This window comes from Actinoplanes sp. NPDC000266, from assembly GCF_042899005.1.
Taxonomy (GTDB): Bacteria; Actinomycetota; Actinomycetes; order Mycobacteriales; family Micromonosporaceae; genus Actinoplanes.
The window spans coordinates 355,368-373,332 of the sequence record NZ_JBIAZI010000010.1; the positions used below are offsets into that span (position 1 = coordinate 355,368).

The 17,965-nt window shown below is 71.4% G+C and carries 16 protein-coding genes and 1 pseudogene; 12 read left to right on the top strand and 5 right to left on the bottom strand.

Annotated elements, in window-relative coordinates; translation table 11 throughout:
• The gene (gene proC / locus ACFY36_RS37110) at nt 1–816 is read left to right on the top strand and encodes a pyrroline-5-carboxylate reductase (RefSeq protein ID WP_499750558.1); all 816 of its coding nucleotides are present in this window, start codon (nt 1–3) and stop codon (nt 814–816) included.
• Here proC and ACFY36_RS37115 read toward each other — a convergent pair.
• Nucleotides 813–1,490: a DUF429 domain-containing protein gene (locus ACFY36_RS37115; RefSeq protein WP_499750559.1), complete on the bottom strand. Its 678-nt coding sequence runs from the start codon at nt 1,488–1,490 to the stop codon at nt 813–815. The genes proC and ACFY36_RS37115 overlap by 4 nt on opposite strands.
• Before the next feature lie 219 nt (nt 1,491–1,709).
• Between ACFY36_RS37115 and ACFY36_RS37120 the strand changes: the two genes are divergently transcribed.
• The 5 genes from ACFY36_RS37120 to ACFY36_RS37140 all read left to right on the top strand — a co-directional run bounded on the left by ACFY36_RS37120 (nt 1,710) and on the right by ACFY36_RS37140 (nt 7,812).
• Nucleotides 1,710–3,176: a glycosyl hydrolase family 18 protein gene (locus tag ACFY36_RS37120; RefSeq protein WP_499750560.1), complete on the top strand. Its 1,467-nt coding sequence runs from the start codon at nt 1,710–1,712 to the stop codon at nt 3,174–3,176.
• Nucleotides 3,177–3,303: 127 nt separating this feature from the next.
• Nucleotides 3,304–4,710 (top strand): class II 3-deoxy-7-phosphoheptulonate synthase, encoded by a 1,407-nt coding sequence (locus tag ACFY36_RS37125; protein ID WP_499750561.1) that lies wholly within the window; start codon nt 3,304–3,306, stop codon nt 4,708–4,710.
• The gene (locus ACFY36_RS37130) at nt 4,703–5,725 is read left to right on the top strand and encodes a threonine aldolase family protein (RefSeq protein WP_499750562.1); all 1,023 of its coding nucleotides are present in this window, start codon (nt 4,703–4,705) and stop codon (nt 5,723–5,725) included. Before ACFY36_RS37125 ends, ACFY36_RS37130 begins: the two co-directional genes overlap by 8 nt.
• Before the next feature lie 43 nt (nt 5,726–5,768).
• Entirely contained in the window at nt 5,769–6,236 is a 468-nt protein-coding gene (locus ACFY36_RS37135) for a hypothetical protein (protein WP_499750563.1), read from the top strand.
• Nucleotides 6,237–6,282: 46 nt separating this feature from the next.
• A complete protein-coding gene (locus ACFY36_RS37140; protein WP_499750564.1) occupies nt 6,283–7,812 on the top strand; it encodes a GGDEF domain-containing protein in 1,530 nt (509 codons plus the stop codon).
• On the opposite strand, the gene ACFY36_RS37145 is transcribed toward ACFY36_RS37140, so the two are convergent.
• Complete coding sequence (locus tag ACFY36_RS37145) at nt 7,794–8,495, bottom strand: CTP synthase C-terminal region-related (seleno)protein (RefSeq protein WP_499750565.1); 702 nt, start codon at nt 8,493–8,495, stop codon at nt 7,794–7,796. The genes ACFY36_RS37140 and ACFY36_RS37145 overlap by 19 nt on opposite strands.
• Nucleotides 8,496–8,567: 72 nt before the next feature.
• Between ACFY36_RS37145 and ACFY36_RS37150 the strand changes: the two genes are divergently transcribed.
• Together ACFY36_RS37150 and ACFY36_RS37155 are read left to right on the top strand one after the other, a co-directional pair.
• Nucleotides 8,568–9,455 (top strand): LysR family transcriptional regulator, encoded by an 888-nt coding sequence (locus ACFY36_RS37150; protein ID WP_499750566.1) that lies wholly within the window; start codon nt 8,568–8,570, stop codon nt 9,453–9,455.
• 194 nt (nt 9,456–9,649) lie between these two features.
• Nucleotides 9,650–10,771: pseudogene (locus ACFY36_RS37155) on the top strand (acyltransferase family protein); the annotation flags it as partial.
• A 261-nt stretch (nt 10,772–11,032) separates the two neighbouring features.
• On the opposite strand, the gene ACFY36_RS37160 reads toward ACFY36_RS37155, so the two are convergent.
• Nucleotides 11,033–11,674: a CDP-alcohol phosphatidyltransferase family protein gene (locus tag ACFY36_RS37160; protein WP_499750567.1), complete on the bottom strand. Its 642-nt coding sequence runs from the start codon at nt 11,672–11,674 to the stop codon at nt 11,033–11,035.
• 2 nt (nt 11,675–11,676) lie between these two features.
• A complete protein-coding gene (metF, locus tag ACFY36_RS37165) occupies nt 11,677–12,594 on the bottom strand; it encodes a methylenetetrahydrofolate reductase [NAD(P)H] (RefSeq protein ID WP_499750568.1) in 918 nt (305 codons plus the stop codon).
• Nucleotides 12,595–12,644: 50 nt separating this feature from the next.
• Between metF and ACFY36_RS37170 the strand changes: the two genes are divergently transcribed.
• The gene (locus ACFY36_RS37170) at nt 12,645–13,709 is read left to right on the top strand and encodes a polyprenyl synthetase family protein (RefSeq protein ID WP_499750569.1); all 1,065 of its coding nucleotides are present in this window, start codon (nt 12,645–12,647) and stop codon (nt 13,707–13,709) included.
• Between the two features lie 114 nt (nt 13,710–13,823).
• Here ACFY36_RS37170 and ACFY36_RS37175 read toward each other — a convergent pair whose 3' ends face one another.
• Nucleotides 13,824–14,174, bottom strand: coding sequence for an Rv2175c family DNA-binding protein (locus ACFY36_RS37175; RefSeq protein ID WP_499750570.1), 351 nt, complete (start codon nt 14,172–14,174; stop codon nt 13,824–13,826).
• Between the two features lie 36 nt (nt 14,175–14,210).
• On the opposite strand from ACFY36_RS37175, the gene ACFY36_RS37180 reads away from it, so the two are divergent.
• The 3 genes from ACFY36_RS37180 to ACFY36_RS37190 all read left to right on the top strand — a co-directional run bounded on the left by ACFY36_RS37180 (nt 14,211) and on the right by ACFY36_RS37190 (nt 17,919).
• Nucleotides 14,211–14,993: a hypothetical protein gene (locus tag ACFY36_RS37180; RefSeq protein ID WP_499750571.1), complete on the top strand. Its 783-nt coding sequence runs from the start codon at nt 14,211–14,213 to the stop codon at nt 14,991–14,993.
• Between the two features lie 113 nt (nt 14,994–15,106).
• Nucleotides 15,107–17,068, top strand: a complete 1,962-nt coding sequence (gene pknB, locus ACFY36_RS37185) for a Stk1 family PASTA domain-containing Ser/Thr kinase (RefSeq protein ID WP_499750572.1) — start codon at nt 15,107–15,109, stop codon at nt 17,066–17,068.
• Complete coding sequence (locus tag ACFY36_RS37190) at nt 17,059–17,919, top strand: deoxyribonuclease IV (RefSeq protein WP_499750573.1); 861 nt, start codon at nt 17,059–17,061, stop codon at nt 17,917–17,919. The genes pknB and ACFY36_RS37190 overlap by 10 nt, the downstream gene beginning before the upstream one ends.
• Nucleotides 17,920–17,965 lie beyond the last annotated feature (46 nt).

The window sequence follows — 17,965 nt, forward strand, 5'->3', positions numbered from 1 at the left end:
ATGACCAAGCAAACTGTGGCCGTGATCGGTGCGGGCAAGCTCGGCGAGCTGGTCCTCTCCGGACTGCTGCGCTCCGGCTGGCCGGCGCAGCAGCTGCTGGCCACCACCCGCCGCCCGGAGCGGGCGGCCGAGCTGGCCGACCGTTACGGCATCCGCCCGGTGCTCAACCTGACCGCGGTGACCCAGGCCGACGTGCTGCTGATCGCGGTGAAGCCGCAGGACGCGGGCAAGCTGCTCGACGACTTCGGCTCCAAGGTGCCGCCGGAGACGCTTGTCGTGTCGCTCTGCGCGGGCCTGCCCACGAGCTTCTTCGCCGAGCGCCTGCCCGGTGGCATCCCGATCGTGCGGGTCATGACCAACACGCCGGCCCTGGTCGACCAGGCGATGACGGTGATCTCCCCGGGCCCGTACGCGACGGTCGAGCACCTGACAGTGGTCGAGGAGATCTTCAAGCCGCTCGGCCGCACGCTGCGGGTGCCCGAGTCGCAGCAGGACGCGGTGACCGCGCTCTCCGGCTCCGGCCCGGCCTACTTCTACCTGCTGGTCGAGGCGATGATCGACGCCGGCATCCTGCTCGGACTGCCCCGTCAGGTGGCACACGAGCTGGTCGTGCAAACCGCCATCGGCTCGGCCACCATGCTGCGCGACTCGGGGGAGCACCCGGTCAAGTTGCGCGAGGCGGTCACCTCGCCCGCCGGCACGACCATCGCGGCCATCCGCGAGCTCGAGATCCACGGCGTCCGCGCCGCGTTCCTGACCGCCCTTGAGGCCGCGCGGGACCGCGCCCGCGCGATCGCGGGCGAGATGTCCTCTTAATACCAGATGGCGATCTTGGAACCGTTGTTCTCCTCGGGTGGTGAGGGATGGCTCAGGGCCGTCCCGGACGCCATCCGATGGGCCGACCAGGCGACGGCGGCCGCGTCCAGGATGTCGTCCGGCGGGGCCTGACCGGCCGGGCCGATCCCGTCGGGCAGCACGATCCCGTTGCGGGCGAGCAGCTCACGGCGGCGGGCCTGCCCGGTCCACGTCTTCTTGGCGTACTGGAGGGGCTCGCCCGCCATCGTGCGGAACGAGACCTCGGGGTGCGCCTCGAAGAGCAGGCCGGGGTGGCGTTCCCAGATCGCGTTGGCCTCGAGCAGCTTGGGCCGCAGGGCCCAGGACTGCCGGCTGAGCCCGGCCCCGGTCAGCTCCCGGCAGAGCCGGTTGGCCGCGGCGAAGTCGGACTCCTGCCAGACGGCCCGGGGAGGCACGCGGAAGACGCTGCCGCGCCGGGGGCCGAGCTGGTCGGCGGCGAGGGTGTCGGCCGCGCGCCAGGTGTCGGGGAGCATGCCGAGCGGGATGTCCACGCCGATCACCGACGCGCCGGAGCTGCCGGCGACTATCTCGTAGAGCGTGGAGGCCAGGACGGCCCGCCCGAAGGCCCCGTCGCGGAGCTCGACCCCGACCCAGCCGAGAGCGTAGGCATCGACTCCGATAACTCGGATGGTCATCGGCGGCGCGCGGGCTCGAGGGCTACGACGTCGAGGATGGTCATGACCGAAGACTACGCGTTGTGTCCGTGGATGTGCACCCCGTAGCGGTCCGCTCCGCAAAGTTAAGCCTTTGCGTAATCCCTTCACGCCATCTTGACGACTGTGAATATCTGTGACTACCGTCTCCCTCACTGAACTTTCAGGAAAGTTTCCTAAACGTTCGACGAGGAGTCAGAAGTGCAGAAATCCCTCCGCCGCGCCACCCTGGTGTCGGCGATCGTGGTGGTCGCGGCGACCGCCACGGTCCCGGCGACCCAGGCGTCGGCTGCTGCGGCCTGTGCCCCCGCCTGGTCCTCCACCGCCACGTACGTCAAGGACAACGTCGCCTCGCAGAGCGGCCACAACTACACCGCCAAGTGGTGGACTCAGAACGAGTCGCCGGCCACGCACAGCGGACAGTGGGACGTCTGGATCGACAACGGTGTCTGTGGCGGCACGACGCCCCCGACCACGCCCCCCACCACCCCGCCGACCACTCCGCCCACGACGCCGCCGACCACGCCTCCGACCACCACGCCTCCGGGAACGAGCGGCAAGAACGTCGTCGGCTACTTCGCGCAGTGGGGCGTCTACCAGCGCCAGTACTTCGTCAAGAACCTGGTCACCTCGGGCTCGGCCTCGAAGCTGACGCACATTCTGTACGCGTTCGGCAACACCACCGGCGGCCAGTGCACGATCGGTGACTCCTACGCCGACTACGACATGGCGTACACCGCGGCCAACAGCGTCGACGGCGTAGCCGACACGTGGGACGCCGGCGCGCTGCGCGGTTCGTTCAACCAGCTGCGCAAGCTCAAGAAGCAGTACCCGAACATCAAGATCATCTGGTCGTTCGGCGGCTGGACCTGGTCGGGCGGCTTCACCCAGGCCGCGGCCAACCCCACCGCGTTCGCCAACTCCTGCTACAACCTGGTCAAGGACTCCCGCTGGGCCGACGTCTTCGACGGCATCGACATCGACTGGGAGTACCCGAACGCCTGCGGCCTGAGCTGCGACGCGAGCGGACCGGCGGCGTACAACAACGTCATCACCGCGCTGCGCAACAAGTTCGGCTCGAGCTTCCTGATCACCTCGGCCATCACCGCCGACGGCTCGAACGGCGGCAAGCTGGACGTGGCCGACTACGCGTCGGGCATCTCGAAGCTGAACCTGGTCTTCCCGATGACCTACGACTACTTCGGCGCCTTCGCCGCGCAGGGCCCGACCGCCCCGCACTCGCCGCTCACCTCCTACACCGGCATCCCGCAGGCCGGGTTCTACTCGGACGCGGCGATCCAGAAGCTCAAGAGCAAGGGCGTGCCGGCCAACAAGATCCTGCTCGGCATCGGCTTCTACGGCCGCGGCTGGACCGGGGTCAGCCAGGCCGCGCCGGGCGGCACGGCGACCGGGGCCGCGCCGGGCACGTACGAGGCCGGCATCGAGGACTACAAGGTCCTCAAGAACAGCTGCCCGCCCACCGGAACGGTGGCCGGCACGTCGTACGCCAAGTGCGGCAGCAACTGGTGGAGCTACGACACCCCGTCGACCATCGCCGGAAAGATGACCTACGCGAAGAACCAGGGTCTCGCCGGGGCGTTCTTCTGGGAGTTCTCGGGCGACACCAGCAACGGTGAGCTGATCTCCGCCATCAAGAACAACCTCTGACCAGCAACACAACTCCCCATCCAACCGCCCCACCACCGCCCTTGACCTGACTGAAGGCTCATCTCCTCAGGTGAGAAGAGGGGCACCGCCCGCAAGGTCGGTGCCCCTCACTCGTAGGCTTTCCGTCATGCGCCGTGAGTGGCATCAGCTTTCGTATCCGGGGGTCGGCAACCCCGCTCTGCAGACCTCCCGCCCCTCGACCGACTCCGCCGAGGACGAGGCCCTCGGCCTCGACGTCTGGCGAGGCCTGCCCCGCGTGCAGGTGCCGCCGTGGGAGGACCCGGCCGAGGTCGCCTCCGTCTGCGAGGTGCTCGACGTCGTCCCGTCGATCGTCGCCCCGTACGAGGTCGACCAGCTGCGGGTCAAGCTGGCCGAGGTCTGCGAGGGCCGCGCCTTCCTCCTGCAGGGCGGTGACTGCGCCGAGACGTTCGCCGACAACACCGAGAGCCACTTGCTGGCCAACGCACGCACCCTGCTGCAGATGGCGGTCGTGTTGACGTACGGCGCCTCCATGCCGGTCGTCAAGGTCGCGCGGGTCGCCGGGCAGTACACCAAGCCCCGCTCGTCGGCCACCGACTCGCTCGGCCTGCCCGCCTACCGCGGCGATCTGATCAACTCGCTGGACGCCAACGAGGCCGCCCGCCGGGCCGATCCGCAGCGGATGATCCGGGCGTACGCCAACTCGGCCGCCGCCATGAACATGCTCCGCGCCTATCTGGCCGGTGGCCTGGCCGACCTGCACGGCCTGCACGACTGGAACAAGGACTTCGTCCGGGCGTCGCCGGCGGGTGAGCGGTACGAGGCGATCGCCCGCGAGATCGACCGGGCCCTCGACTTCATCCGGGCCTGCGGCATGACCGACAACGAGGCCCTGCGCACGGTCAGCCTGTACTGCTCGCATGAAGCCCTGGCTTTGGAGTACGACCGCGCGCTGACCCGGGTGAGCGACGGCAAGGCGTACGGCCTCAGTGGTCATTTCCTCTGGATCGGTGAGCGGACCCGTCAGCTCGACCACGCGCACATCGACTTCATCAGCCGGATCGCCAACCCGATCGGCGTCAAGCTCGGGCCCGGCACCTCGCCCGAGACCGCGCTCGAGCTGTGCGAGAAGCTCAACCCGGAGAACATCCCGGGCCGGCTCACGCTGATCAGCCGGATGGGCAACGGCAAGGTCCGCGACGCGCTGCCGCCGATCGTCGAGAAGGTCACCGCGGCCGGGGCCAAGGTCGTGTGGCAGTGCGACCCGATGCACGGCAACACGCACGAGTCGTCGAACGGCTACAAGACCCGGCACTTCGACCGCATCGTCGACGAGGTGCTCGGCTATTTCGAGGTCCACCGCGGCCTGAGCACCCACCCGGGCGGCATCCACATCGAGCTGACCGGCGAGGACGTGACCGAGTGCCTGGGCGGCGCCCAGGGCATCGAGGACCTCGACCTGCCGGACCGCTACGAGACCGCCTGCGACCCCCGCCTCAACACCCAGCAGAGCCTCGAGCTCGCGTTCCTCGTTGCGGAGATGCTTCGTGGTTGATCTTCGATCCGACACCGTCACCCGGCCGACCCGCGAGATGCGGGAGGCCATGTTCAGTGCTGAGGTCGGCGACGACGTCTTCGGGGACGACCCGACCGTCAACGCGCTCGAGGCCCATGTGGCCGGGCTTTTCGGGCACGAGGCGGCGCTGTTCGCCCCGTCGGGGTCGATGGCCAATCAGATCGCGCTCCAGCTGCACGTTCCTCCGGGTGGTGAGCTGCTGGCCGGTGCGGACGCGCACGTCGTCACGTACGAGGTGGGGGCGGCGGCCGCCATCGGGGGCATCTCGTCGCGTACGTGGCCGTCGGTCGGCGCCGATCTCGACGTCGACCAGATCGCTTCGATGATCCGCCCCGCCGGTTACCCCTCGGTGCCGACGCGGGCCATCGCCGTCGAGCAGACGCACAACCTGGGTGGCGGCTCGGTGGTGCCGCTTTCGACGCTGACTGCTTTGCGTGATTTGTCGAAAAAATCGGGCATCGGACTGCACTGTGACGGCGCTCGGATCTGGCACGCGCACGTCGCCGACGGGGTGTCGCTGTCTTCCTACGGTGCCTGCTTCGACACGCTGTCGGTGTGCCTCTCCAAGGGCCTCGGTGCGCCTGTCGGCTCGCTGATCGTCGGCAGCCGCGAGCGCATCGCCCAGGCCCGCGTGATCCGCAAGCGGATGGGCGGCGGCATGCGCCAGGTGGGCATCCTGGCCGCGGCCGGCCGGTACGCCCTCGACAACCACATCGAGCGGCTCGCCGACGACCACGCGCGGGCCTCGCGCATCGCCGAGGCGCTGGCCCCGCTCGGCGTGGTCGACCCGTCCCGGGTGCGCACGAACCTCGTACTGCTGGACCTGTCGAAGTCCTCGCTGGACGCGCCCACCCTGGCCGCCCGCGCCGCCGAGCGCGACGTCCTGATCGCGCCCATGCTGCCGAAGATCGCCCGGGTGATCACCCACCTGGACGTCGACGACGACGGCGTCGACCAGGCCATCGAGGTGCTGAGCGACATCCTGTCGCACTGACCGTTCGGCCGGCGCCGAACGATCGGCACGGTCTCATGGGGCCATGACCGACCTCCCCGAGACCGACGACCGCCACCCGGCCGACGTGGTCACCACGATGATCGGCGCGTGTCTCGCGCGGGCCGCCACCTGGCCCGCGTGGGACGGCGTCCCCCGCCCGGACGGCGACCGCGTCTACACGCCGCACAAGGCCGTCCGGCGGATCACCGACCACCTGATCGACCACCTGGCCGAGATCGAGGCACGCCTGGCCGGCGTGCCCACGATCCCCGACCACTGGCACGCCTCGGCGATCACCACCGCCGCCGACCTGGCCCCGTTCACCACCGACGACCTCGACGAGGCCCGCAGCCGCCTGACCCGCCTGGCCCAGATCTACGACCTGCGCCTGCGCGCGGCCACCCCGGCCGCCCTGGACCACCGAGACGGCGACGCCTGGTCACCGAGGCAGATCGCCTTCCACCTGGAGGGCTCCCTCTACTACGCCGAGGCCCTGGGCTTCCCGCGCTGATCGCGGGAAAGGCTCAAGCTCGCGGTCGTGTGGCCGAAGGTGGGGCATGCGTGAAGTCGCCGTTCGCCGCCCGGCCCGGAGCGATTTCGAGGCTGAGCTGACTGCGCTGGTCGGGGCGGTCTACGCGAGCCACGACGGGCTGGCCGATCGGGCTCGTGAGCTCGAACGGGTGGCGCTCGCGGCCGGGGACCGGCAGTACGCGGCGCTGGCCCGGCTCGTCGTGGCTGACCTGGACAACCGGGGTGGGCGGCAGAATCAAGGGATCCGGGCCGCGCACGCCGAGCTGGGTGCGGCCGGTGACCGGCTCGTGGTGGCCAAGGCGCACGCGGTCATCGCCGGTGGGCTGTGGCGGCTCGGTGACAACGCCGAGGCGGTCAAGCACGCGTACGAGGCGGACCGGCTCCTCGCCGAGGAGGATCCGCTCGTTCTGCGGGTCGACCATGCGGTCATCCTGGCCGCGCAGGTCAACGACCAGCGGCTGGGCCGGGTCTCGCACGAGGAGTACCGGGTCGCCCAGCGGCTGGCCGACCTTCTCGGGCAGCCCGACCTGATCATCGCCAACCTGAACAACTGGGCCTGGTCCTGCTATCGCGAGAACGACCAGCCGATGGCCCGGCGGCTGGCCCGGCGCATGGAGGAGCACTCGGCCCGGGCCGGCCACCCGATGAACACCTCCTGCGCCGACACCGTGGCCCGGGTTCTGATGGCCGATGGGCAGACCGGGCGGGCCACCCGGATCCTCCAGGACGCTCTGGCCCACGCCCCGTCCACCGACGTCGACGCGGTGCCGGCCTGTCTGATCACGTTCGCCGAGATCAAGCGGGCCGAGGGGGACGTGCCGGGCGCGCTGGCCCTGCTCGAGCAGTGCCGCGAGCTGACCCGGCGCGACGAAGTGCCCGAGATGGACGCGATCGCCCTGCAACTGCTGGCGACCTGCCACGCCGACCTCGGCAACTTCGAGAGGGCGTACCGGGAAATGGTCGAATTCCACCAGGCCTGGACCGCCCGCCGCACCGAGCAGAGCGAGGCGCTGGCCTCGGTCACCCAGGCCCGCTTCGCGATCGACGAGGCCCGCCGCGACCGGGAACGCTTCCGTGAGCTGGCCGAACGGGACGCGCTGACCGGCCTGTGGAACCGGCGCCGCTCCGACGAGCACCTGGCCACCGTGCTGGCGGCCGACCACGCCCCGATGAGCGTGGCCATCCTCGACCTCGACCACTTCAAGCGGGTCAACGACACCTTCTCGCACGAGGCCGGCGACAGCGTGCTGCGCCGGGTCGGCGACCTGCTGCGCGGCATCGTCGAGCCGAGCGGCCACGCGGCCCGGCACGGCGGCGAGGAGTTCGTGCTCTACCTGGACACCGGCCCGGCCCGCGCCCTGGAGATCTGCGAACGCCTGCGAGCCGCCGTCGAGTGCCACGACTGGTCCGAGATCGCCCCCGGCCTGCGGGTCACCACCAGCATCGGCCTGACCCCGCTGCGACCCGGCGACGACGCCCGCACGGTCCTGGCCCGGGCCGACGCCCACCTCTACGCGGCCAAGGAAGGCGGCCGCAATCAGGTGCGCGCGGGCTGACGTGCGGCCAGGGCGAAGCCGCGGATGACCGGGTGCGGATCGGCGCCGTCGCCCGCCAGCTCGGGCTGGAAGAGCGTGGCCAGATAGAAGGGATGCCCGGGCAGCTCGGCCACCCGGACGTCGCCCTCGTCGTCGGTGCCGGAGAAGCGCATGCCGTGCTCCCGCAGCATGGCGATGTAGCCGGGAGCGATGCCGTAGGCGCAGTGGTAGCGCTCGACGGTCCGGCCGCCGCCCAGCAGCGACTCGATCAGCGAGCCTGGCGCCAGGTCGACCGCACCCTCGTGCCCGGCCAGCGAGCAGGACAACTCGGTGATGAGCTCGTCGCCGCCCGCCGCGTCCTCGTACTCCGCGTGCCGGGCGCCGGGCAGCGCGCAGACGTTGCGGGCGAACTCGAGCATGGCGTGCTGGAAGCCCCCGCACGTCCCCAGGAACGGAATGCCCTCCTCGCGGGCGGTCCGGGCGGCGGTGACAGCGCCGGCTTCGCTGCGGTACGGGCTGCCGGGCGTCAGCCAGATGCCGGCGTACCCGCGCAGCACCTCGGGATCGGCCGCCTCCGGGGTCGGCACCCAGTAGACGTCGAGGTCGATCTGTTCCCGTTCGCGAAGCGCGTCGATGATCCGCGGAATGCGCGAGTGCGCCCGCACGGCCGGCGACCGGTCTCCCACCAGGGCAATCGAAATCATGCACCCATCGTGGGCCCGCCGGCGGCATCAGGTCCAACGATGGCTGCTGACCGTGGCATTAGCATCCCTGATGTGGACCCCCACCTGCTGCGCACCTTCCTGGCCGTCGCCGAGACCGGTTCGTTCAGCGCCGCCGCCGAGCGCCTCCGCTACACCCAGTCGGCCGTGTCGCAGCAGATCGCCGCCCTCGAGGCCGACCTGCGCACCCCACTGCTGACCCGGCGCCCGGTCGCGCTCACCCCGGCGGGGGAGCGGCTCCGCCATCACGCTTCGCTTCTTCTCGTACGCCTGGAGGCCGCCCGCGCCGACGTGACGAGGGTGGTCGCCCCGCCGGGCCGGCTCATCGTCGCCCTCACGCCCCTCGCCTGGCACCCGGAGCTGGCCGGGGCGCTGGCCCGGCTGCGTACGGAATCGGCCCGTCTCTCGGCCCGGCTCCGGATCGCCGGCCGTGACCAGGTCGTCGCGGGCGTCGCCACCGGCGAGGCCGACCTGGGCCTGGCCGACGGCTTCACCGCGCCCAGCGACCCCCTGCGCCTGCCCGACGCCGGCGCCGCCCGGGTGATCGGTGTGGCCGAGAGCCCGGCCGTGGTGGCCGTTCCCGTGGACCATCCGGTCGCCCGCCGCCGCGCGGTCGAGCTGAGCGACCTGGCCGACGCGTACTGGATCGACGCTCCGGACGTCACTCCCTTCACCCGGCTGCCGGTCGACGGGCTCCGCCCGGGGCTGCGCTACGACGGCGCCGACGTGACCGTGCTGACCGGGCTGGTCGCCGCCGGCCACGGCCTGGCCGTCCTGCCCGAGCCGGCGGTGGCGGCCCACCCGGGCCTGGCCGCGGTGCCGGTCGTCGCGCCCCGGCTCGTGCACCGGATCGAGCTCCTGCGCATTCCGGAGCAGCTCACGGGCGGTGAGCCGGCCGCGCGCCTGGCCGCGATGTTAAACGGCGGTAACGAATCACAGTGATCTTTTCAACACCGCCCACGGTGGCCACAGCTACTGAACAGGTGGAATAGCGGAGAGCGGTCCCCGCGTCACCCGCGGTGATCTTCGCGGGGTGGGGGCGGCCCCACGGCCCTACTATCGTGCGCTGGGCCATGTCTGAGATCTTGAGCGCGCCGGTCGGCGCCGCACCCGCCAGCGCACCCAAAGTCCAGCGTATGGCCTGGCTGGACGCGCTCCGCGGCTTCGCCGCGGCCACCGTGGCCCTGTTCCATCTCAGCCCGTTCGTCATCGGGCGCGAACGGCACCTCCAGATCTACGACTTCTTCGACTTCGGCAAGTACGGGGTCCTGCTCTTCTTCCTGGTCAGCGGATATGTCATCCCGATGTCCCTGGAACGGCACGGCTCCCTGCGCAAGTTCTGGATCGGCCGGCTGTTCCGGATCTACCCGACCTATCTGTTCGCCGTCGTCACGGTCGGGCTCTTCATGGCCCTCGGGTTCATGCCGCTCAACAAGACCATGGGCGCCGAGACCATCACCGCGGTCCTCGGCCAGGCCACGATGCTCCAGGACTTCGTCGGCGTCGGCGGCCTGATCACGCCGTTCTGGACCCTCTCCTTCGAGATGGCCTTCTATCTGATCGTGGCCGGCCTCTTCGTCTGGGGCCTGCACAAGCTCAGCGCCTGGTGGGCGGCCGGTCTGGCGCTGCTCGCGGTGGTGGCCGGCACGCGCCTGCCGGACGATCTGCTGGGCGGGGCCTTCGCCCACCGGCGGGCGCTGGCGGCGCTGCTGGTCCTGATGCTCGCGGCCAGCCTGTACGCCTATCTGCAGGGCCGCCGCGTCTTCGTGCTGGCCGCCGGCGCGGCCGGCATCGGCCTGGTGCTGCTGCCGATGGTCAACGGCCATGCCACGAAGACGGTCGTCGCCACCTCGTCCTGGCAGGCCGTGCTCATGCTGTCGGTGATGTTCGCGGGCACGGTCATCTACCGGCTCCAGCACGGGCAGACCGGGCGCCGGGCGGCCGTCGCGGCCCTGAGCGTCGTCTTCGTGTGCTGCGTCTTCACCAACTGGCTGCACACCGGCCAGCGCACCGAGCTGGTCCGCTGGACCCTCGTCTCGATCGCCGTGGCCGGCAGCTTCGGGCTCGCCTTCGCGCTGCGCGGCAGGCCCATGCCGGCCGTGCTGACCTGGCTCGGCGCGATCAGCTTCTCGGTCTACCTGACCCACATCGCCGTGATGAACGTCGTCCTGCACATCACCCCCGACGTGGTGATCGACTCGGCGTTCGGGTGGATCGTGGTCGGCGGCGCCTTCATCGCCGGCACCCTGGCCCTGAGCTCGTTCGCCTACCGCTTCGTCGAACAGCCGGGACAGAAGCTCGGCCGCCGTGCCCAGAAGCGCGTCGACGCCGCCTTCGGCCTGGAGGAGCCGCTGCGGGCCGCCCCGTGGTCGCAGCAGCCGGAACCGACCCCGGTGCCCGGCACGTGGCTCTCGTCGGCCGCGGCCCGGCTCCGGCGATCCGGGCCAGTCCAGGGCGGCTCAGTCCAGGGTGTCTCAGTTCAGGGCGGCTCAGTTCAGGGCGGCTCGGTTCGGGGCGGCTCAGCTCAGGGCGCGCCTGACGGCCGCGGCCAGCTGTACGGCGCCCACCACGGCCAGCAGCAGCCAGACGGCGGTGGCCACGGTGGACACGACTGGCAGGGCCGCCGCGCCTATCAGGCCGAAGATCGCTATCAGGACGCGGGTGGGGCGTTCGGCGACCGTCACGGCGCCGATCTCGGACATCCCCGCGGCTGAGGCGCGCGCCCGGGCGTACTCGTGCAGCCAGCTCAGACCGCCCGCGGCGACCACCAGCCAGCCGGGGGCGCCGGCCAGCCAGAACGCGGTCAGCCAGGCCGCCTCGCCCAAGCGGTCGGCCAATGAGTCGTAGACGTAGCCGAGCTTGGTCGTACGGCCGCTGATCACGGCGACCGCGCCGTCCATGCTGTCGGCCAGCGCGGCCAGCAGCGCCAGGGCGGCCGCCAGGACCAGTCCGGGACGGCCCAGCCGGACGGCGGCCGGCACCAGCAGGCACAGCACCAGCCCGGCGGTGGTCACGGCCATCGGGCCGATACGGCGGCGGGTCAGCCAGGACCCGCAGGTGTACGCCAGGCGCACCCACCCGCGTACGAGAAAAGACGCCCGGCGCGGGTCGAAACCGCCGTGCAGGCCGGACCAGGTGGCGGCGTACTCCTCCCAGAGCACTTTCAGACGGCCGCGGCCGTGGGGGCGAGCAGCTGCCAGACCTCGCGGGTCGCGGTGGAGCGGTTCAGGGTGATGAAGTGGACGCCGGGCACGCCCTCGGCCAGCAGGCGGGCACACATCTCGGCGCACACCTCGACCCCGAGGGCCCGCACGGCGGCCTCGTCGTGCGCCACCCGCTCGAAACGGGCCAGCAGGGCCGGCGGGAACGGCGCGCCGGACAGCTGCGAGGAACGCTCGATCGTCGCCATCCGGGTCACCGGCATGACACCGGGGACGATCGGGACGGCGCACCCGGCCGCGGCCACCCGGTCGCGCAGGCGCAGGTAGTCGTCGGCCTCGAAGAACATCTGGGTGATCGCGAAGTCGGCGCCGGCCCGGCACTTGCGGATGAAGTGGGCGGTGTCGGTGTCGACGTCGGCCGAGCGGGGGTGCTTGTACGGGAACGCGGCCACCCCGACGCTGAAGTCGCCGGACTCCTTGACCAGCCGGACCAGGTCCTCCGCGTAGAGCACGCCGTCGGGATGCCGCACCCACTCGCCCATCGGATCGCCGGGCGGGTCGCCGCGCACGGCCAGCACGTTGCGGATGCCGGCGCCGGCCAGCCGGCCGACGACGTTGCGCAGCTCGGCCACCGAATGGTTCACCGCGGTCAGATGCGCCATCGGCAGCAGGGTGGTCTCGGTGGCCACCCGCTCGGTGACGGCGACGGTCGTGTCGCGGGTGGTGCCCCCGGCCCCGTACGTGATCGAGACGAAGTCGGGTCTGAGGGGCTCGAGCTCCCGGATCGCCTGCCACAGCAGGCGCTCGCCCTCCGGGGTCTTGGGCGGGAAGAACTCGAAGGAGAAGGTGGGTTCGGGCCCGGCGATCAGGTCACCGATCGCGGGGGTGCCGGGCAGGCGCGAAGGCAGTCCGAGAGCCACACACCGACTCTACCGTCAGCAGCTCACAGCGATTGGGCTAGCGTCGTGGCGTGCTTGCCACCGATGCCTCCGACCTGCGTGCCCGGGTCGACAAGGCGCTCGCCGCGTTCCTTGCCGCGCAGCGCGACCGCCTGACGACGATCGACCCGGCCCTGGCCGACGTGTCGGCCGCGCTCGAGGACTTCGTGCTCGGTGGCGGCAAGAGGCTCCGGCCGGCCTTCGCGTACTGGGGTTACCGGGGCGCCGGCGGGGCCGACTCCGACCAGATCGTGGCCGCGGTGGCGGCGCTGGAGCTGGTGCAGGCCAGCGCGCTGATCCACGACGACCTGATGGACCGCTCGGACACCCGGCGCGGCGAGCCGTCGGTGCACCGCCGCTTCGAGAAGCTGCACACGTCGGCCGGCTGGCGGGGCGGCTCGGCCGCGTTCGGCGACAGCGCGGCCGTGCTCCTGGGCGATCTGGCCCTGGTCTGGTCGGACGAGATGCTGCAGAGCTCCGGCGCCGGCGTGGCCGAGATCACCCGGGCCCGCCCGATCTTCGACGAGATGCGTACGGAGGTTACGGTCGGCCAATATCTGGACGTGCTGACGCAGGCCACGGCGGACACGTCGGTGGAGCGGGCCGGCAAGGTGGCCCGCTTCAAGTCGGCGAAATACACGGTGGAACGCCCCCTGCTGCTGGGCGCGTCCCTGGCCGGCGCGGGCGAGGAGGTGTTCGCCGCGTATACGGCGTTCGGCCTGCCCCTGGGCGAGGCGTTCCAGTTCCGCGACGACGTGCTGGGCGTCTTCGGCGACCCGGCCGAGACCGGAAAGCCGGCCGGCGACGACCTCCGCGAGGGCAAGCGCACCTATCTGGTGGCGGCCGCGTTCGCCGCCCTGGGCGAGAAGGAACAGGCCGAGCTGGACGAGGGCCTGGGCAACCAGGGCCTGGACGACGCCGGCGTCGAACGCCTCCGCGACCTGATCCGCGACTCGGGCGCCCTGGCCGCGACCGAACAGCGCATCGGCGAGCTCATGACGGCGTCGCTGGCCGCCCTGGACGCGGCCCCGCTGGACGACGAGGCCCGCCAGGTCCTGCACCGCCTCGCCGACGCGGCGACGCGGCGAACGGTCTGAGGCCGGGACGGCACAGGGCTTTGCGGGCAGTCTGAAGCGCACGCCGCGCTCAGCTCGGCCCCACGATGAAGCGGGGCAGCGCCAGTTCGGCGTGCGCTGCCGGATGCGTACCTCTTAGAAACCCACGGCCTGGGCCCGGCGCTTGACCTCGCGCGCGCGGTGACCGCCCAGGCCCTTCGCGGCGTTGCCGTCCAGGGTGTCGTCGGGCTCGTAGAGCCACCGCAGAGCCTCTTCGTCGTTATACCCGGCGTCGCGCAGCAAGGTCAGTACGCCGGGGAGGTGCTTGAGCACGGTGTCGTTGGCAACGAGATCGGCGGGGACCACGCGGACGTTGTCGCGCCTCACCGCGAGCAGGTGCCCGTCGCGGATCATCTGGTGCACCTTGCTGATCGACACGTCGAGCTTCGCGGACACGTCCGGCAGGTTGATCCACTCGGTCGGTCCGGCGGTTACGGAATCGCTCACTCCTACAGCGTGCCAGAAGAGCGGAGAGACAACCCCATGAGCCTGCTGCGCAGGACCCGTACGGAGATGGCCGGGGCGTGGCGTTCGCTGCGTTACGACATGGGCCGGGCGCCCGCCGAGCCGCCTGCGGGCGGGCCCGACGTGACGTCCACGGGTATGAGCACCTTCGGCGGCCTGGTGCCGCCGGAGAGCTCGACGGCGCCGGACACCAAGCCGCGGCGGCCTCGGCGGGCGCTGGCGGTCACGGCCTTCGGGACGCTGACGGTGGTCGGGGCGGCGGGGGCCTATCTGGGTGTGGTGAACGGCCTGGGGTCGCTCATCTCCGAGCGGCCGGCCTCGGCCGACACCGTGGCGATCTCCGAGGCCCGGGCGGGTGCCGGGCCGGCCGCGGCCTCCTCGCCGGGGGCACAGGGCGTCGCGCGGGCGCCCGTCTCGACCGGAGCGCCTCGAGCCGGCGCTGTCAGCGGTGCCGCCACCGGCGTCGTCGCCGGGGCCGGTGTCGCCGCGGCCGCGGGAACAGCCACCGGCGCCGGCGTCAGCGAGGGCGGGCCGATCGCCGCGCCGCCGCCCGCTTCCGTTCCGCGTCCTGCGACAAATCCGACAAGTCCGTCGAGGCCGGTGAAGCCGACGAAGACGGAATGCCATTGCGAGCAGCCTCCGGCGCCGACGCCGACCGCTCCGGCCTCGTCACCCTCGCCCACGCCGTCGGCATCGAGCAGCGCCGAACCCTCGCCCGGTGAGACAAGCGCCACTCCGGGCGAATCGGTGGAGCCGAGCCCGAGCTGGCAGGGCCGGCGACACCGCCGACATAACCATTAAATCCGGTTTTGTCGTGGTGAATGTCCCGCTTGGAGTCCACGCGCGTACCCGTTTGGACTCAGCTATGACATCCTGGACCGCCCCCACGCGAAAGACACATACACTTCACGCCGATGGACACCACAGTCGCCGACACGTTGATCGGCACGACGATTGACGGCCGCTACCGGATCACCGGTCGCGTGGCCCGTGGTGGCATGGCGACCGTCTACACGGCCACCGACGAACGACTCGAGCGCACCGTCGCTCTGAAGATCATTCACCCGTCGCAGGCGACCAACGTCCACTTCGTGGACCGGTTCACCGACGAGGCCAAGACGATCGCCCGGCTCACCCACCCCAACATCGTCGCCGTTTACGATCAGGGCCGCCACCAGGGCCTGCCCTATCTGGTCATGGAATACGTGCAGGGCCGCACCCTTCGCGACCTGCTCACGCAGCGGCGCCGGCTCAACCCGGTGGAGGCGCTGGCGATCCTCGAGCAGATGCTCGCCGCGATCGCCGCCGCCCACCGGGCGGGCCTCGTGCACCGCGACGTGAAGCCGGAGAACGTGCTGGTCGCCGAGGCGCCGAGCGGCGGTGCCGGCAACCTCGTCGACTCCGTCGTCAAGGTGGCCGACTTCGGCCTGGCCCGCGCCGTCGAGGCGAGCACGGCCGACGACTCCGGCCAGCTCATGGCCACGGTCGCCTACGTGGCGCCCGAGCTCGTCACCGACGGGCACGCCGACGCGCGCACCGACGTCTACTCGGCCGGCATCGTGCTCTTCGAGATGCTCACCGGGCGGGTGCCGTTCGACGGCGACGATCCGGTCGCGGTCGCCTGGGAGCATGTCGACAACGACGTGCCCGCCCCGTCGAGCGTGGTCAAGGGCCTGCCCTCGGTGCTCGACGACCTGACCGCCCGGGCCACCCGGCGCGATCCGGGCGCGCGGCCGACCGACGCCGGCGCGCTGCTGGCCGAGGTGCAGACCGTCCGCGACGACCTCGGCGCGGCCAATGTCGAGACCGCGCTGCTGCGCCAGGTGCCCGCCTCGCGCGCCGCCATGGCCGACGCGACGACCGTGGTGCCCGCCGTGGCCGACCGGCCCCCGTGGGCCCGCCTGCCCGGGCAGAACGGGCCGAGCGGGCCGGGTGGCCCGCCGCCGCGCGGCCAGGAATACACGGCCGGCCGCGTTCCCCGCTCGCGCTCGCAGAAGAGCGGTCCCGACCGGCGCAAGATCTTCCTGTCGGCGGCCATCGCCGTCATGGTGCTCGTCGTCGTCGGCAGCACGTGGTGGGTCTTCCTGGGCCGCTACAGCGACGCGCCGGCCATGGTCAACATGACCAAGGCCCAGGCCGAGTTGTTCGCCGACCAGAACGGCTTCGAGCTGTTCTACGCCGAGGGGCAGTTCAACGAGAACATCCCCAAGGACACGGTGGTCAACCAGGACCCGGCCGCCGGTGAGCGGATCGTCCGGGGCGGCGCCATCACGCTGACCCTGTCGCTGGGCAAGGAGCGCTTCGGCGTGCCCGATCTGGCCGGTCTGGAGCTGACCGCCGCGCAGGGCGAGCTCGAGCAGCTCGGCTTGAAGATCAAAAAGGGCAACCACCAGTACAGCGACACGATCCCCGAGGGCGCGGTCATCTCGTCCGACCCCAAGGCCGGCACGGAGCTCAAGCGCGGCGACACGGTCACCGTGGTGACCAGCGACGGCAAGGCGCCGATCCAGGTGCCCGACCTCGTGGGCAAGAACATCAACGACGTCCGCAACGAGCTCGCCGGTCTGGGCCTGCAGGCGCAGGAGCGCTACAAGGACAGCGACCAGCCGGCCGACACGGTGATCGCGCAGACGCCCAAGCCGGGCACCGGCGCCGCCCGCGACGACGTGGTGACCCTCGACGTGAGCAAGGGCCCGCCGCTGGTGACCGTGCCCGACCTCACCAACCAGCCCTGCCGGCAGGCCGAGGCGACGCTGAAGGGCATGGGCCTCAACGTCCATATCGACTTCAACGCCGACGCTTTCGTACGGAGTCAGCAGCCGGCCGGCAACACGCAGGTCGCGCCGGGCAGTGAAGTAAGGATCCAGTGCTTCTAAACCGCCGTATCGGTTCACACACCAAGACGTCGGGAGGGCTGGCCAAGGCCGCCCTCCCGTATGTCGACGCCGCGGGGTCCGAGACCTTGCAGGTGTACGTCTCCAACTCGCGCGGCTGGGCTCTCCCGTCGGGCGACCCCAAGCAGGACGTCCTGTTCCGCGACGGCTGCGGTGAGCGCGGCGTCCCGGCGTACATCCACGCCTCTCTGCTCGTGAATCTGGGCTCGCCGACCGAGCTGACGGTCGAGCGCTCGGTGGGTGTGCTCGCGCACGCCCTGGAGCGCGGCCAGGCGATCGGCGCGACCGCCGTCGTCTTCCACGCCGGCAGCTCGGTCGACGAGTCCCACGACGACAAGGCGTTCCACCAGCTCCGCGAGGCCCTGCTGCCGCTGCTCGACACGGCCGCGGCCAAGGGGATGCCCCGCCTGCTGGTCGAGCCGAGCGCCGGCGGCGGCCGCAGCCTCGCCTCCAAGGTGCAGGACCTGGGCCGCTACCTCGACGCGGTCGACCGGCACGAGTGGCTGGGCGTCTGCTTCGACACCTGCCACGCCTGGGCGGCCGGGCACGACCTGGCCACGCCGGGCGGCATGACCGAGACGCTGGACGCGCTGGTGGCCACGGTCGGCCGCGAACGCCTCCAGCTGATCCACGCGAACGACTCGAAGGACGAGTGCGGCTCGACCCGCGACCGTCACGAGACGATCGGCGCCGGCCGCATCGGCACGGCCGCCTTCGCCGAGCTGATGGCCCACCCGGCGACCGAGAACGTCCCGGTGATCGTGGAGACCCCGTCGGTCGAGCACGTGGGCCACGCGGCCGACATCGCCCTGCTCAAGTCGCTGCGCCCTTAATCGGTTGTCGAGGCGCCGGGCCCCCTCGTAGGTTGTCCACATCGGA